13 protein-coding genes are annotated in these 15,032 nt (G+C 54.4%); 3 read left to right on the top strand and 10 right to left on the bottom strand.

Features of this window, described 5'->3' with window-relative positions; all coding sequences use genetic code 11:
• Positions 1-260 precede the first annotated feature (260 nt).
• Together OGY68_RS13735 and OGY68_RS13730 are read right to left on the bottom strand one after the other, a co-directional pair.
• The gene (locus OGY68_RS13735; RefSeq protein ID WP_020996304.1) at positions 261-1,439 is read right to left on the bottom strand and encodes an acetyl-CoA C-acetyltransferase; all 1,179 of its coding nucleotides are present in this window, start codon (positions 1,437-1,439) and stop codon (positions 261-263) included.
• 102 nt (positions 1,440-1,541) lie between these two features.
• Complete coding sequence (locus OGY68_RS13730) at positions 1,542-2,426, bottom strand: LysR family transcriptional regulator (RefSeq protein WP_008785722.1); 885 nt, start codon at positions 2,424-2,426, stop codon at positions 1,542-1,544.
• A gap of 101 nt (positions 2,427-2,527) precedes the next feature.
• On the opposite strand from OGY68_RS13730, the gene OGY68_RS13725 reads away from it, so the two are divergent.
• Together OGY68_RS13725 and OGY68_RS13720 are read left to right on the top strand one after the other, a co-directional pair.
• Complete coding sequence (locus OGY68_RS13725) at positions 2,528-2,983, top strand: multidrug/biocide efflux PACE transporter (protein WP_008785723.1); 456 nt, start codon at positions 2,528-2,530, stop codon at positions 2,981-2,983.
• 142 nt (positions 2,984-3,125) lie between these two features.
• Positions 3,126-4,355: an amino acid permease gene (locus OGY68_RS13720; protein ID WP_008785724.1), complete on the top strand. Its 1,230-nt coding sequence runs from the start codon at positions 3,126-3,128 to the stop codon at positions 4,353-4,355.
• Between the two features lie 784 nt (positions 4,356-5,139).
• On the opposite strand, the gene rcnR is transcribed toward OGY68_RS13720, so the two are convergent.
• Entirely contained in the window at positions 5,140-5,412 is a 273-nt protein-coding gene (gene rcnR / locus OGY68_RS13715; RefSeq protein ID WP_003825567.1) for a Ni(II)/Co(II)-binding transcriptional repressor RcnR, read from the bottom strand.
• A 120-nt stretch (positions 5,413-5,532) separates the two neighbouring features.
• On the opposite strand from rcnR, the gene OGY68_RS13710 reads away from it, so the two are divergent.
• Positions 5,533-6,423 carry a nickel/cobalt efflux protein RcnA gene (locus tag OGY68_RS13710; RefSeq protein ID WP_057067434.1) on the top strand — a complete coding sequence of 297 codons (891 nt, stop codon included), beginning with the start codon at positions 5,533-5,535 and terminating at the stop codon, positions 6,421-6,423.
• A 45-nt stretch (positions 6,424-6,468) separates the two neighbouring features.
• Here OGY68_RS13710 and OGY68_RS13705 read toward each other — a convergent pair whose 3' ends face one another.
• The 7 genes from OGY68_RS13705 to OGY68_RS13675 form a co-directional block, all read right to left on the bottom strand.
• Positions 6,469-7,851 (bottom strand): amidohydrolase family protein, encoded by a 1,383-nt coding sequence (locus OGY68_RS13705; protein ID WP_057067435.1) that lies wholly within the window; start codon positions 7,849-7,851, stop codon positions 6,469-6,471.
• Positions 7,852-7,863: 12 nt separating this feature from the next.
• On the bottom strand, positions 7,864-8,814 hold the full coding sequence (locus OGY68_RS13700; protein ID WP_057067436.1) for a carbamate kinase family protein: 951 nt from the start codon (positions 8,812-8,814) through the stop codon (positions 7,864-7,866).
• Between the two features lie 26 nt (positions 8,815-8,840).
• Positions 8,841-10,391 carry a hypothetical protein gene (locus OGY68_RS13695; protein WP_003825560.1) on the bottom strand — a complete coding sequence of 517 codons (1,551 nt, stop codon included), beginning with the start codon at positions 10,389-10,391 and terminating at the stop codon, positions 8,841-8,843.
• Positions 10,392-10,508: 117 nt separating this feature from the next.
• Positions 10,509-11,927, bottom strand: a complete 1,419-nt coding sequence (locus OGY68_RS13690) for a YlbE family protein (RefSeq protein WP_008785728.1) — start codon at positions 11,925-11,927, stop codon at positions 10,509-10,511.
• On the bottom strand, positions 11,927-13,474 hold the full coding sequence (gene fdrA, locus OGY68_RS13685) for an acyl-CoA synthetase FdrA (RefSeq protein WP_057067437.1): 1,548 nt from the start codon (positions 13,472-13,474) through the stop codon (positions 11,927-11,929). The genes OGY68_RS13690 and fdrA overlap by 1 nt, the downstream gene beginning before the upstream one ends.
• Positions 13,452-14,351 (bottom strand): oxamate carbamoyltransferase subunit AllH family protein, encoded by a 900-nt coding sequence (locus OGY68_RS13680; protein ID WP_074439552.1) that lies wholly within the window; start codon positions 14,349-14,351, stop codon positions 13,452-13,454. The genes fdrA and OGY68_RS13680 overlap by 23 nt, the downstream gene beginning before the upstream one ends.
• A 15-nt stretch (positions 14,352-14,366) precedes the next feature.
• On the bottom strand, positions 14,367-14,972 hold the full coding sequence (locus tag OGY68_RS13675; protein WP_008785731.1) for an ankyrin repeat domain-containing protein: 606 nt from the start codon (positions 14,970-14,972) through the stop codon (positions 14,367-14,369).
• Positions 14,973-15,032 lie beyond the last annotated feature (60 nt).

Here is a 15,032-nt window from a genome sequence, read left to right as displayed (position 1 = left end):
ATAGATAAAAACACAAAAGGGTTAATCATTAGTGGCAGGGGTAAGATATTGAAAATACAGCCAGGCTCATACGTCATTCACACACCTTTTCTAACAAAGTGCGCTATCAATCACATGAAATGAAACAACGTTTTGATATGTTGGCAGGGTTTAGAGTGTATGTTTCTGTAACTGGCCTTGCCCTCCTGTTGGAGGGCTTTTTTATAGATGCAGGAGAAAGTCATCAGAAAAGGCGTTTAAGCAGAGAAATCGAAGGGAAATTAGTCTCGTTCGATAGCGAGCGCCACCCCCTGACCACCACCAATACACAGTGTTGCCAGGCCCTTGTGCGCCCGACGTTTCACCATTTCATGTACCAGCGAAACCAGAATACGACAGCCAGAAGCGCCAATCGGATGGCCGAGCGCAATGGCCCCGCCGTTCACATTCACTCGCCGTTCATCCCACTCCAGCATTTTCCCAACGGATAATGCCTGCGCGGCGAAGGCCTCATTAGCTTCGATAAGATCAACATCAGCCAGTTGCCAGCCCACGCGCTCAAGGCAGCGGCGCGTTGCATACACTGGCGCAATCCCCATGAGCGCAGGGTCGACTCCGACGCTGGCAAAGGCGCGAATACGAGCCAACACAGGTAAGTTAAGTTCCTGCGCCTTGGCCTCGCTCATCATCATCACCGCAGCGGCACCGTCGTTGATGGATGACGCGTTACCCGCCGTTACCGAACCGAGTCTGTCAAAGGTAGGATCCAGACGCGCCAACCCTTCGGCGCTGGCATCGGTACGCGGTTGTTCGTCGGTGTCCACCACGAACGATTGCCCATTACGCTGTGTTACCACCGGCACGATTTCATCTTTAAAGCGTCCGGCATCAATTGCCATCCGCGCTTTGTGCTGCGAGTGCAGCGCGTAGGTATCCTGCAATTCGCGGCTGATTCCGTATTCTCGCGCCAGGTTTTCCGCGGTAACGCCCATGTGATAATCGTTGAAGGCATCCCACAGACCGTCATGTACCAGGCTGTCGACCAGTTGGCTGTTCCCCAGCTGTGCGCCAGTGCGGCTATCGGTAAGGACATGCGGTGCACGGCTCATATTCTCTTGCCCGCCCGCAATCACAATGTCGGCTTCGCCACACTGGATAGCCTGGGTCGCCAGATGCAGCGCTTTCAGACCCGAGCCACAGACATCGTTAATGGTGATGGCGGAAACGGTATTGGGTAGCCCACCATTGATGGCAGACTGACGCGCAGGGTTCTGCCCGGCACCTGCGGTAAGCACCTGTCCGAGGATCACTTCATCCACAGCGTGAACGTCCACGCCCGTGCGTTCCAGTAACGCCTTGACCACCATGCTGCCTAACTCAACGGCAGAGTGGCGCGCCAGCGTCCCCTGGAAGCAGCCAATCGGTGTCCTTAATGCCCCGACGATCACAACCTCTTTCATCACTACCTCAGCGCAAAATAACACCGCAATAGTAGATGATTGTTAAAAATAGTTATCAAGGTTGTTTAAAAACGGTGATTTTTATCACAAAGGAAATTCGTATCACTTATTGGTCATCTGAACGCCACTCTGCTGTAAATGGTCACGCAGCCAACTTCCTGCCACACCAGGCGGTGATTTCTTATTCCACAACAGATCGATAGAGATAGCCTTTGGCCAGCCAGGCATCTTTAATTGCACCAGTGGTTTTTCTGCCGCAAACTCCTCCACCAGCGCACAAGGGAGCGCGCACCAGCCGAATCCCTGAACAGCCATACTTAGCAATAACAGATAGTTAGGAGCAGACCAGACGGGGCCGCGCGCCACGTTGGTGCCGCTTTCCAGATAGGTATTCAAGCGCAGCTCGCGCCAGGTGTGTAGCTGCTCCCACTGCAGTTTTTCTTGAGCCGCGAGCGGATGCGACGCTGCAACGTATAATCCCATCCAGGTTTGCATCGGCAGACGCGTAACGCCCATGTCGGTCGGGTAATCTTCCCGCGCCTCGATCAACCCCACCTGAGCACGTCCTTTTTGCAGCAGATCGATCACGTCTTCATCTTCGCCAATCAGGCATTCAAACTCGGTATGGGGAAACTTGCGATCAAACTGCACCATCAACTCTTCCAGCACATCCGGATGCAGCGTGTCAGACAGCACAAAGGTCAGACGCGCCTCAGTTTCACCCGACAGCGAGATCGCCGCCTCATCGAGACGTTCGCTGGCCGTCAGAATAGCCTGCACATAGCCCAACACCCGCTTACCTTCCTCGGTCAGCGTTGGCTGGCGGGATGAGCGGTCAAACAGCGCAAAACCAAGATCGGCTTCCAGATGCGCAATGGCCGTACTGATAGTGGACTGGCTTTTACGCAGCCGCCGGGCCGCCGCAGAAAATGAACCGCAGGAAACGGTCTCCACAAATGCCGTTAATGCTTCAGGAGAATAACGCATGAGCTATCTACTTTATCGATGGATACTATCTTTTAGATATCACATAAAACGATAAAATTGCCACCATTCCGTTATCCGGGCATCAAAGAAGGTTTTAGGTTATGCAACACGATACTGTCCAACGCCGCTCGTTAGTTGAGCGTATTTTTCATGCCGTCTGCTTTGAAGGCATTGCCACCGCGATCCTCGCACCAACCACCGCATGGTTGATGCAGCGCTCGGTACTGGAAATGGGCGGACTGACCATTCTTCTCGCCACCACTGCGATGATCTGGAATATCATTTATAACGCCCTGTTTGACCGTTTGTGGCCGTCGCACCTGGTAAAACGTACGGCGAAAGTGCGAGCATTTCACGCGTTAGGCTTCGAGAGCGGTTTTATTGTGATCGGGGTGAGCATCGTGGCGTATGTGCTGAACGTCAGCCTGGTTCAGGCATTCACGCTGGAAATAGGTTTCTTCCTGTTCTTCCTGCCGTACACCATGTTCTATAACTGGGCTTATGACACGTTACGCGAGCGCGTTATGAAGCGCCGCCAGCAGCGCGTTACTGCCTGATAATTAAAATAATAGTCGGAATCTTCTCGGTTCCGGCTATTGTCCCATTCACTCGCCCGCTTGTTCACACCTCCCCCAGCCCCTGCCATTTGTGGTAAATTGCGCTTCTTTTTGTTTATTTTATAGTTGATACGTTCAAATAATGTCGAAATTTTGGTCAAAAGAAGAGACTCTCTGGAGCTTCGCACTATATGGGACTGCCGTCGGCGCAGGAACCCTATTCCTACCCATACAGCTGGGTTCTGCAGGCGCGGTGGTATTGTTTATCACCGCACTCGTCGCCTGGCCTTTAACCTACTGGCCGCACAAGGCGCTGTGTCAGTTTATCCTGTCCTCAAAAACGTCGGCTGGTGAAGGGATCACTGGCGCGGTTACCCACTACTACGGCAAGAAGATTGGCAGCCTGATCACCACCCTCTATTTTATTGCCTTCTTTGTGGTGGTGCTGATCTACGCCGTAGCGATAACCAATTCACTCACTGAACAGCTGGCAAAACATATCACTATCGATCTGCGGATCCGCATGTTGGTCAGCCTTGGCGTGGTGCTGGTGCTGAACCTGATTTTTCTGATGGGCCGACAAGCCACTATTCGGGTCATGGGCTTTTTGGTGTTCCCGCTCATCGCGTACTTTTTGTTCCTTTCGCTCTACCTGACCGGAAGCTGGCAGCCAACGCTACTCACCGGCCAGATGTCTTTCGATCAGCACACGCTTCATCAGGTTTGGATATCTATTCCCGTGATGGTTTTCGCTTTTAGCCATACGCCAATTATCTCTACGTTCGCCATCGACAGACGAGAGAAATACGGCGAGCAGGCCATGGGTAAATGCAAAAAAATCATGAAGGTAGCCTACGTCATCATCTGCCTGAGCGTACTGTTTTTCGTCTTCAGCTGCTTGCTTTCGATTCCGACAAACTATATCGAAGACGCGAAAAATGAAGGCGTGACGATTCTTTCCGCGCTGTCGATGATGCCAAACGCACCGGCATGGCTGTCGATTTCCGGGATCATCGTTGCCGTTGTCGCGATGTCAAAATCGTTCCTCGGCACCTACTTTGGCGTGATTGAAGGGGCAACGGAGGTAGTAAAAACGTCGTTGCATCAGGTGGGTGTGAAGAAAAGCCGGGCCTTTAACCGCGCTCTGTCCATCATGCTGGTCTCGGCTATCACGTTTATCATCTGCTGCATTAATCCTAATGCTATTTCAATGATTTACGCGATAAGCGGCCCGCTGATTGCCATGATTCTGTTTATCATGCCAACATTGTCTACCTATCTGATCCCGGCGCTGAAGCCGTACCGTTCAGTGGGTAATCTGATCACCCTGATTGTCGGTCTGCTGTGCGTATCTGTGATGTTTTTTGGCTAGAACGTGTTGTTTAACGGCTCATTCTCCTGAAAGTGGGTGCGATGTCGTTCAGTTAACGACTCAATTTCAGAAAGTTTCAACCTGTGTTGGCGGAAGTAATGAACATGCTATCTCAGAGAAGGGTTCCGTTCACCTCATGTTCATCGTTTCTCTGAAGCACCGATTCCTGTGAACGTGCAAGGGAGGCTCACCGCCGCCTCCCTTGCAACCCAGGCTCCCGGCGGGAAAATCGTCGCTACGCGATTCATTCGTCTTATGCCGTCTGCCTGTCGGGTCGGGGCCGAGCCTGCGTCCATGCAGCCCGTCCTCTCTGTCCGCATCCCTGCGGACAGCCCCGGTCAGACGTCAACTCCTCATCGATTTTCAGCCGGACCCGAGTCATCGCTTCAACGCTCTGATTTCCAGTTAAATCTGTTTTGCTGTTCAGACCAAAAACGCAGATGGTGAGGTGTGGGCTGGTCCGGCTGAAAATTGCCGACGTGTTTCCGTAAGCCCGGGAGAGCCAGCATGGATGCTGGCTCAGGGCGCGCTTTGCAGGGATGCTTCCTCGCGCCCGACCCGGTAGCCTGGAGGAATAAGCGGAGGGGACCGCGGAGCGGCAATTTTCCCGCCGGGAGCCGGGATTGTAAAGGGCGTGGCGAAGAACGCCCTTTACACGTTCACGGGTATCAATGCTTCAGAAAAATAACACTGCTGAGGTGAACGGAACCCTGAGAAAGAATCACATGTTCACCCTACATGCTTAACTGGACGGTATTGAACGTGGATGAGCCGTTAAACTGACTTATTTGATGTACGAATCCAGCACTTTCAGGACCACATCCAAATCCTCTTCGCGCTTAATTTCATCGCCCTGATGCACAATGTGCTCGGTCAGATGACCTTTAATCACTTCACGCATCAATCCGTTTACTGCCCCGCGGATCGCCGCTATTTGCTGCAATACTGCCGCGCATTCATGCGGTTCATCCAGCATGGTTTTCAACGCCGCTACCTGCCCCTGAATCTTGCTGGTTCGGGCTTTCAGCTTTTGTTTGTCGCGGATCGTATGTGACATAACTTTACCTTTTTAACGTCTGGCTGTAGGGACAATACCATCGACATTCTACTGGGGGGTAGTATTTGATACTGGGGGGGAGTAGAATCAGGCGAAATTAAACAACTAAGAATCATTCTCATGGGTGAGTTTTCTACGCTTCTTCAGCAAGGTAACGCCTGGTTTTTCATTCCCAGCGCGATTCTATTGGGTGTGTTGCACGGTCTGGAACCGGGGCATTCCAAGACGATGATGGCGGCCTTTATTATTGCCATTAAGGGGACCATCAAACAGGCGGTGATGCTGGGGCTGGCAGCAACGCTGTCGCATACCGCCGTGGTATGGCTGATTGCGCTCGGTGGGATGTATATCAGCAAAGCGTTTACTGCCCAGGCCGTTGAGCCATGGCTGCAGTTTGTCTCGGCGATTATTATTCTCGGAACCGCATTCTGGATGTTCTGGCGAACCTGGCAGGGAGAGCAGAACTGGCTGGCCCAGACGCATCACGACCACAATCACGAGCATCACCACCACCATGATCATGACGACCATCATCATGACCACGATGACGATCATCACCATCATCATCACGAACACGAGCATGATCACGACCATGCCGCACTGGCAGGACTCACCGAAGGCTCGAAGGAGTATCAGGATGCCCACGAACGGGCGCATGCCACCGATATTCAGCGCCGCTTTGCGGGCAAAGAGGTCACCAACGGCCAAATATTACTGTTCGGTCTGACCGGCGGGCTTATCCCGTGCCCAGCCGCCATTACGGTGCTGCTGATTTGCATCCAGCTCAAAGCCTTCACGCTGGGCGCGACCATGGTGCTGTGCTTCAGCCTCGGGCTGGCGCTGACGTTGGTAACGGTGGGCGTGGGAGCGGCAATCAGCGTGCAACAGGCGGCCAAACGCTGGAGCGGATTTAACACGCTGGCACGCAAAGCTCCCTATTTTTCCAGCGCAATCATTGGCATGGTGGGGTTGTATATGGGGATCCACGGCTATCTGGGAATTGTCGGCTAACAAGCAAAGAGCGCAGCAGCGATTGCCGCCGCGCGTAAAACCAGATTAGCTTGCGACATTCCCCCACACCAGTTGCCCTTGATGGAAGGTCGCGGTGCGTGGGGAAATTCGCGCGACGGCTTCCGCCGAACAGGAGGCATCCACCAGCACAAAGCTGGCTTCATCCTGCGCTTTCGGCCAGACGCGCTCACCTTTATCGTTGAGCGGCAACACATCGCCGGTGGCAAGAAACAGCGCACGCGACAGGTTAAGCTCATTGGGGCGAATATAGAGCTGGGCGTACAGATTCGCCTTCTCCAGCATGTCTCCCAGCCCGTACGGCGACCAGTGGTCAATCACGCTGTCGGTGCCGGTAATCACCTCCACGCCTTTGTCTCGCAGCTGTTTGAGCGGCATATGCAGCGTGCCAATCGGCACCGTCGAGGCAATTGTAATCTGCTGCGCCGCCATACGGGTCGCCAGCGCGTCAACCTGCTGCTCGTTCAGCGTTGCCAGCGCAAAAGCGTGGCTGATGGTCAGTTTGCCCTTTAGCTGCGGCGTTTTCTCCACCGTTTCCACCATGTAATTCACCGCCGCCACACCCGCCGGACTGGTTTCATGCAGATGGATATCTACGCCTTTATCGTAATCCAGCGCAATCTGGAACATGGTGTCGAGGGATTTTTCCATCGCCCCATCGACGCTGGTTGGGTCCAGACCGCCGACGTAATGCGCTCCCGCCTGCATCGCTTCGCGCATCAGCGGTTCAGATTTTGATAACAGCAGGCCATGCTGCGGAAATGCCACGATTTCACAGGCAAAACCCGGTTGACGACGCGCCAGTACCGCCTGCAGGTTTTCGAGATTTTTCAGCCCGGAAACCGGTTCTATGTTGCAGTGGCTGCGGGCGATCGAGGTGCCTTTTGATTGCAGCAGATCGATCAGCTTTTCCGCACGCTCCTGCGTATAAGGCTGGAGTTCAGGCAGCAGCTTTTGTTCCAGGCGGATCATATCCTGAATAGTGGTGCCAGCCGGACGGTTCAGCGAACGCCAGGGACCGCCGTAAAAGGTTTTATCCAGATGGGTGTGCATGTCGCGCATGGCGGGCAGCATCAGCTTTCCTCCCGCATCATAGTGCGGCAGCGTCGCATCCGGATGCTGCTTATTCTCGCGCAGCGCAACAATTTTCCCGTCCTGGATTTCAACGGTTTGTAGCGCGGTACGGGTATGCACCACCACCGAGTTTTCGTAATCAAACCCGGCTTCCAGCAGGACGTTATCCAGGTAATAGTGCTTATCGTTAATCGTCATTGTGCTCTTCGACCCGCAGGTGTTCCCGACAGGATTAGCAGCATACGCGACCGGAGCCACTGCGCCAAACAGCGCGGCAGCTGTCACCATTTTTCCACTCTGACTTAAAAATTCACGGCGGCTGTTACTTTCCTTCATTCACGTTTCCTCTCAGGAATGGACAATATGGGTGCCCGTTTCGCCACGCAGTGCGGCAGGCAGGCATTCCGGCGTGGTGATGATCACTCGTTTACCGCCACGATCCAGAAACGCCAGGCTGGCAACGATCTTGGGTAACATGCTGCCAGGCGGGAAATGCCCCTCCTGCATGTAACGGGTCATCGTTGCAACATCCACCGTATCCAGCGCCTGCTGGTTGGGTTTGCCAAAATGAATACAGACCTGCTCGACGCCGGTGGTGATCACCAAAATGTCGGCGCGGATCTCCTGCGCCAGTAGCGCCGTGGAGAGATCTTTATCAATCACCGCGTCCACGCTCTGGTAATCCCCTTGATCGCTACGCACCACCGGGATCCCGCCGCCACCCGCGCCAATAACCACAAAGCCTTGCTGGGTCAGCGTTTTGATCGCCTCCGCCTCGACAATGCGCTTCGGTTGTGGAGAGGCGACTACCCGACGGTAGCCGCGCCCCGAATCCTCAACAAAGCGCCAGCCCGGATTGACCCGCTGCAGTTCATCACGCTGCACTTCGCTAAAGAACGCTCCAATGGGCTTGGTCGGATTAGCGAAGCCCGGATCGTTTTTGTCGACCTCCACCTGCGTGACCACCGTAACTGCCCTCTGCTCACCGCGCCGCTCCAGACGGTTATTCAGCGCCTGTTGGATCAGGTAACCGATACCGCCCTGCGTATCGGCAACGCAGTTTGCCAGCGGGGTAAGCGGCAGCCCTTCACGCTCGTGCGCGATTTCCGCACGCCGCAGATCCAGCCCTACCTGTGGCCCGTTACCGTGCGTCAGCACAATGTTGTAGTCCGATGCCAGCATCTCCAGCACCGTATCCGCTACCGCTTTCACCGCTTCAGCCTGGTGTTCAATCGACTGGCTGGCGTTATCTTTGATAATGCTGTTGCCGCCAATGGCAACGACCACAAGTTCTTTCATAGTGTTATCTTCCGCTTGCAGGCAATTCAGGTCGTTTTCGTCGGTTCCTGCTCAGGCGCAGTCACCGCTTCACGGCTATCAAGAACATGCTTGAGGACAAACATGCCGCTCATCATCAGGTAGGCCACAACAAACATCATCGAGCTGCCTTCCGCAAAGCCAACCGCCGGGGAGTGGATCACGCCAAACAGTGATAACAGCGCACCAAAGGCTGCGGCAATCGCCCCGCGTAACGGCTTGTTCATAATGGCGAAGATAGCGACGCAGCCCCACAGCATGCTGGCCAGCGGTGCGCCGCTTCCCAGATGCACCAGTCCGTCGTAATAGACACCTTTGCTGTGCAGCAAGTCACTACCCAGTTTCCCCGCGGATGTTCCGGCGGCACCCATCACGCTGTTGACGATGGTCAATGCCCAGTTGGCGATCCACGGGAACAGACAGATGAAGATAACGGGAACCTCGACTTTGGGCGTTTCTCGCACCACCTGGTTGGCGGTCACCACGCCGATAAACACCAGAATCGGCACTATCGCGGTCATCGGAATAATGGCGAGCATAAACGCGCCCAACCCAAACAGCGGCACCAGGAACATGGTGATGCCTGAAGCGAGGGTATAGCCGATGCTGGCGCCCATCGCTTTCCAGCCCGCATGCCCAACATATACGGTCACCGGGAACGGGTTACCCAGCATGCAGCCGAGCATGGAGGCAAAGCCGTTCGCCATCATGACCTTACGGGTGTTGTACTCATCGCCCGCCGCGTGCGCACTTTCAATGTTCTCAAGGTCAAAAATATAGTTCGCCAGGCCCAAAGGAACTGCAGAAGCCAGATACGGCAGTGCGTGCGGTAAACCTTGCAAGAAGCTGTCGACATGAATTTCCGGCGGGTTGAAGCCAAAGGAAGACATCGACGCTTTAATGGCTTCCGGGCTTTGTAAACCGGAGATCCACGCCAGGGCCGTACCGGCAATCAGCAGCAGTAAACCGGTAGGAATACGGGCAAAAATCGGCTTCTTACCGAACCAGTTAATGAAGATCAGCAACAGGACGATGAAAGAAACCGTCGGCGCTTCGAATGCCTGCAGCATCGGGTTCATCGCCAGCAGCAACAGCCCCAGGCCGGACAGACAAGAAAGCAGTACCGTACGTGGGATCATCTTGCGGATGGTCTCACCCAGGAAGGAGCCGCCGACCAGGATCAACGCTTCGACAAAGCACCACACCAGGGCTATCTGGATAGCGAAGTTGGCATCTTTGGTTTGCTGATAAACCGGCATCAGCACCAGGAAGGTCACGGTGAAGATTGACGGTGCACTCGGTCCGGACGGCAGCGCCGTTACGTCGTTACGCCCGGTGTGCTTTGCCATCTGCAGGCCAAACCAGGCGTAGCAGACGCTGGCCACCAGCACCGCCAGACCAAAGGCAGGCGCAATGCGACCATAGACAATTTCGGTAGGGATCCCGACGACAAAAATGAGTAGTCCCATCATTGTCAGCAGGTTAGTCAGGTTGTTGGTCATCAGCCCAAAGTAAGCCGCCCAGTCACCACGTTTCCATTCTAGTTTTATGCTGTTCATGGAATATCCTTAACAGGTTAAGCATCGTTTGCGATCGCGGAGATCGCCCAGCCCTGCAGGTAAGCAACGTTTTTCGCTTCGCTACTGTGGGGCTAATCGCGTTAGCCCCGGTTATTGTTATTGGCAGTAGCGGTCGCGCCAGTTGAGGATCGCCTTTTCAAAACAGGCGAACGGCGGGTGAACTATTCCGGCGCCGATCATGCCGATCCCCGCATCTTTGTGCGCAATGGCGGTGTTGATCACTGGCAAAATGCCGGTGCTGCCCACGCGCGTAATGTCGATAGCGGTCGGTACGCCCATAAAACCAAGCAGCGGAATGGTGACGTTGGGGTTTTCGCCGAGAGTGATTTCTCGCATCTGGCGAGAGAAATCAACGGCCTCTTCGACCGTACCGCCCACCAGCGCTACGATGGCCGGTGCCGTCGCCATCGCGAAACCGCCAATGCCGTAGGTTTCGGTGATCGCGCTATCGCCGATATCACGTCCGGAATCTTCCGGCTTGTAGCCCGCAAACATCGGCCCAATCACCTGCTGCGCCGGACCGGTAAACCACTGGCCCGGTAAGCCGCTAATGCGCAGACCGAACTCAACGCCGTTGCGTGCCATCGTCGTCACCACGGTGCTGTATTCAATACCGTGTGCAGCGTCCATTGCGGCTTTACACATCGCCATCCAGGTCGGTCCGGAGAAGTAATCACTACTAAGGACGAACTCGAACACCTCACGTTGCTGCTCAACCGGATAGCCGGTCTGAATAATCCACGGCGTCAGCGCCTGAATCAGCAGCGCCGTCCCGGCGTTGTTGCGGTTATGGCACTCATCACCCATGTGCAATGCCTGCGCCAGCATCAGGCGCAGATCGATTTCGCCCGCCAGTTTCATAGCGTCGCGCAGCATCGGTCCCAGCACATCGCGCATCCAGTTCAAACGATCGATAACGCTCTGATCGTTCGCGCCCATACGCAGGATCTTCGCCATCTGCTCGCTCATATTGGTATATGCGCGGTTGCCATAGGTTTTGTTCTCGACGATGTGCATAAACATCGATGCCGACGTCACGCCCGCCATCGAGCCGACACAGTCATGCTCGTGGCACGGAGAGAAGATGATTTCACCCGAGGCGGCCAGTTCCGCGGCTTCATCCAGATCTTTCGCCAGCCCTTCAAAGACCAGCGCCCCGGTTACCGCCCCCTTCATTGCGCCGCACATTTTTTCCCAGCGGATTGGCGGCCCGGCGTGCAGGATGGTGTTACGGGTCATGCCCGGCACGACGTTGATCGCCTGGTCATAGCCAATTAGCACCGGATGCGACTGGATAATGCGTTCCAGCGCCTGCTGGTTAGCGGCCGCGATTTTGTCTGCCAACGGTGAATCGGCAATGTCGTCCAGTGCCGCTACCACCTGCATGTTGCCCTGGCCCGGCGGCGTCCAGTCGAGCTGGGTCACCGGTACGTTCTGCTTTTTCAGGTCATCGCTGAACATTGCGATGCCAACGTTAATCACGTTCAGCGGCTGGTTAAACAGTGTCTGGCTCATCAGGCTTCCTCCCCTTTACAGATAAATTCACGCGCCAGCAATCCGGTGTTGGTGCTACTGCTCGCCCAGATAACCCCGGCGTCGGTCAGCATCTGACACTGTTTTTCCAGCGACGGCGTATCAAGATCGGTTCCCAGCACATAGCCGAGGATCTCAAGCGGACGACCGTCTGCGGCGGCGATCGCTTTGGCTTCAACGATCGCATCGAGCATCACGCCAACCGGATCTTCATGCGATCCAAATCCAAGGACGAAGTCCATCACGATCACGCCAACTTCAGGATCGCGCGCTTCCTGCAACAGACGACTAATGCGGTTGGTGGGATCGATCATCGGGTGCGGTTTGCCGTTGGTAAAATCATCATCACCGAAATCGAGGAAGGTATGCGCCACGCTGCGGTTGAGATCTTTCAGGCGGAACGCCGGATCCGGATGAATGTTGCTGTAAACTTCGGCATGTTTTTCCATGGCAGCAAACATCGCCTCATCGCACAACGTGCCACCGCAGAACAAGCCACGGATGTACTTTTGCTGTGGAGTCAGACGGGCGCGAACCTCTTCAATCAGCGGCCAGTTGAGCGGATGCAGATCCAGACTCTCTTTTTTCACGCCGGTCAGCAGTACCGCTTTCAACGCCGCCTCTTTAGTACCGCGGGCAAACTGCAGGCCTTTTTCATCCGCAGGCGCGGCTTCACGGCCCAGGAAACACACCACCACGGGCTTATGACAGGCGCGCGCACGTTCCAGCACCTTGCGCGCCACCGCTGGCGCAGGCGGTTTGGAGATAAGCGCGATGATCTCGGTTTGCGGATCGGCCTCCAGCATGCCAATCGCGTCAAGCATCATCAGACCACCAATCTTTTCGCTCAGATCGCGTCCACCTGTGCCAATCAGCTGGGAAATCCCGCCGCCAAACTCGTGAATGCGTACGCTCAGTTCCTGGCTACCGGTACCGGAGGCACCAATAATTCCGATGTTGCCGCGACGCACCGCGTTGCCAAAACACAGCGCCGCGCCGTTAATAATGGCGGTTCCACAATCTGGTCCCATCATCAACAGCCCTTTTTCATGCGCCAGCTGCTTAAGCGCCAGCTCGTCCTCAAGAGAGACATTGTCAGAGAACAGCATCACATTGAGGTTATTTTGCAGCGCCTGACGCGCTTCACGCGCGGCAAACAGGCCATTGACCGAGATCACCGCCAGATTGCTCTCAGGCACATGCTTTTTCGCGCTGGCAAGCGTGGCATAGCGCGCTTCGTGCTGACCCCCCTGCTCTTTATGCGTAAACAGTTCATCGATAGCCACCAGCGTTTGCGCGTTTGCTTCGTCGCTCGCGCCTTTAATGACAATCATCAGATCGCCACTTTTCGCCTCTTCCAGTTCAGACGTCAGCAGGCCGAGATTCTTCAGCACGCCCTTATTCATCTCTGTCGCCATAGCCACAAACGCCTGCTCAACGCCATCGAGCTTATTTGCGCGCGTGGAGATAGACATCAGTGAGACAGAATCAAAATACGTGTTCTTTTTAACAACTATCCTGATCGACATAATTCCCTCCGGACCTGTGGCTCAGGGCGCAGGCATCCGCCATGCCATACAGCATGTCGCAGCCAGAACTTGAACCGATATTTTTAATGTCAGTAATATATTGCGTAGAAACGAGTTGTTGCTCAGTAATAAATTGGTTCAGCAGCCGTCCGATACTTTCCCGATAACGCTGATTAAATGCTTCCTCTAGCGTTACTTTGCTAAGTAGCGTTGTATTATTTCCTGCACGTTGCAATGCCGCTAAAAAATCATCTCGATATTTCCTCAGCGGATGTCCGGGAATAAATAAAATAGTGCTTAAGCCTACTAAATAATCATCCGATGAGGGCGTCAGCCCTATCCCCAAACCAATTAAATGGCTGACTGCCGTAGTAATATTTTCTCCTGTACGCAACGCCGTCAGTAATGTTTGTCGGCGGTTGAGTAATTGACGGGTGATTTCCTGATAAAACGGATTGTCACCCCGGTACAGAAATAATGTGTCGTCGCTTCTTAGCTGTTGGCGGATAACCTCTTCCCAGTGCTGCCAGCCGACTGCGGCAAGGCTTGCTGCATCAGATGTCCACCGTGGTATTCGCCACAGCTGGCAACCGGCGGTTTCTATCCATTTATCATTGCCAACAACTATTCCCGACCCGCTAAAATTGACCCGCTCACCGGGGTGAAACAGGTCTTCACAATGCGTCAGCGCCAACCGACAGCTGTTAGGTGCGTTATCACAATCTTCACTCAGTAACGTCAGCAGCCGCTGCTGTTCGGGTATCAACAGGTTTACCGCGTGAGAAAAAACCTGTTCAACCCGTCCCGTTCCTCGGAAAGTGAGAAACGCGCTGTCTGCGGTTAGCGCCCGTACGCATCGCCGTGATGGCGTAGCGATAATGGCGCTCCTGTGTCAGGCTCCGGCCGCAATCAGCAGCTCGGCAATTTCGTGGTACCCTTTCTCTCGCGCCAGTTCCAGCGGGGTTTTACCGTATTTATCCGTCATGTGCGGGTTTGCGCCATGGTCGAGCAGCAGCTTAACGATCTCCTGCTGCTTCGCACCGCCGTCATTTAGCACGATGGCTTCCAGGAGCGGCGTCCAGCCAACAAAATTAGTATGGTTGACATTGATATCGGTACGCAGCAGTAGTTCGCGCACGATCTCGACATGACCTTTTTCGCTGGCAGGTGTAATACCAACGCCGCCAAAACGGCTCAGGCAATTGAGGTCGGGGTCAGCCGGTAATACCGTACGCAACAGCGTTAAATCATTAGTCAGGCAGCTAATCAGGAAGGGGTTAAAACAAGTTTGATCTTGTTTATTAATATCGGCACCCGCAGCAATCAATAAAGAAACACAGTCATAATGTTTATTCAGGCTGGCAATAATAATGGCAGTACGCCCCTGGCGGTTGGTGGCGTTAATATCCACATTTTTTGCCAGACAGGATTTTAATCCATCGGCATTGCCCTGCTCTGCCGCCAGCAGAAATTCAGTAATGAGTTCTTTCTCTGACATAATCGCTCTCCTGCAGTTTTTTAGACTTTTTAAATATCCGATAACCTGAGAATAGCAATA

Source organism: Citrobacter sp. Cpo065, assembly GCF_030332805.1.
In the GTDB taxonomy this organism is placed as follows: Bacteria; Pseudomonadota; Gammaproteobacteria; order Enterobacterales; family Enterobacteriaceae; genus Citrobacter; species Citrobacter portucalensis.
The sequence above is the reverse complement of the archived record's forward strand: the minus strand, read 5'-3'. Positions and strand labels throughout refer to the sequence as shown.

Bases quoted from the DNA above. Each gene is read 5' to 3' on its own strand.
- OGY68_RS13735 (WP_020996304.1), bottom strand. From the start codon at position 1,439: ATGAAAGAGGTTGTGATCGTCGGGGCATTAAGGACACCGATTGGCTGC.
- OGY68_RS13730 (WP_008785722.1), bottom strand. From the start codon at position 2,426: ATGCGTTATTCTCCTGAAGCATTAACGGCATTTGTGGAGACCGTTTCC.
- OGY68_RS13725 (WP_008785723.1), top strand. From the start codon at position 2,528: ATGCAACACGATACTGTCCAACGCCGCTCGTTAGTTGAGCGTATTTTT.
- OGY68_RS13720 (WP_008785724.1), top strand. From the start codon at position 3,126: ATGTCGAAATTTTGGTCAAAAGAAGAGACTCTCTGGAGCTTCGCACTA.
- rcnR (WP_003825567.1), bottom strand. From the start codon at position 5,412: ATGTCACATACGATCCGCGACAAACAAAAGCTGAAAGCCCGAACCAGC.
- OGY68_RS13710 (WP_057067434.1), top strand. From the start codon at position 5,533: ATGGGTGAGTTTTCTACGCTTCTTCAGCAAGGTAACGCCTGGTTTTTC.
- OGY68_RS13705 (WP_057067435.1), bottom strand. From the start codon at position 7,851: ATGAAGGAAAGTAACAGCCGCCGTGAATTTTTAAGTCAGAGTGGAAAA.
- OGY68_RS13700 (WP_057067436.1), bottom strand. From the start codon at position 8,814: ATGAAAGAACTTGTGGTCGTTGCCATTGGCGGCAACAGCATTATCAAA.
- OGY68_RS13695 (WP_003825560.1), bottom strand. From the start codon at position 10,391: ATGAACAGCATAAAACTAGAATGGAAACGTGGTGACTGGGCGGCTTAC.
- OGY68_RS13690 (WP_008785728.1), bottom strand. From the start codon at position 11,927: ATGAGCCAGACACTGTTTAACCAGCCGCTGAACGTGATTAACGTTGGC.
- fdrA (WP_057067437.1), bottom strand. From the start codon at position 13,474: ATGTCGATCAGGATAGTTGTTAAAAAGAACACGTATTTTGATTCTGTC.
- OGY68_RS13675 (WP_008785731.1), bottom strand. From the start codon at position 14,972: ATGTCAGAGAAAGAACTCATTACTGAATTTCTGCTGGCGGCAGAGCAG.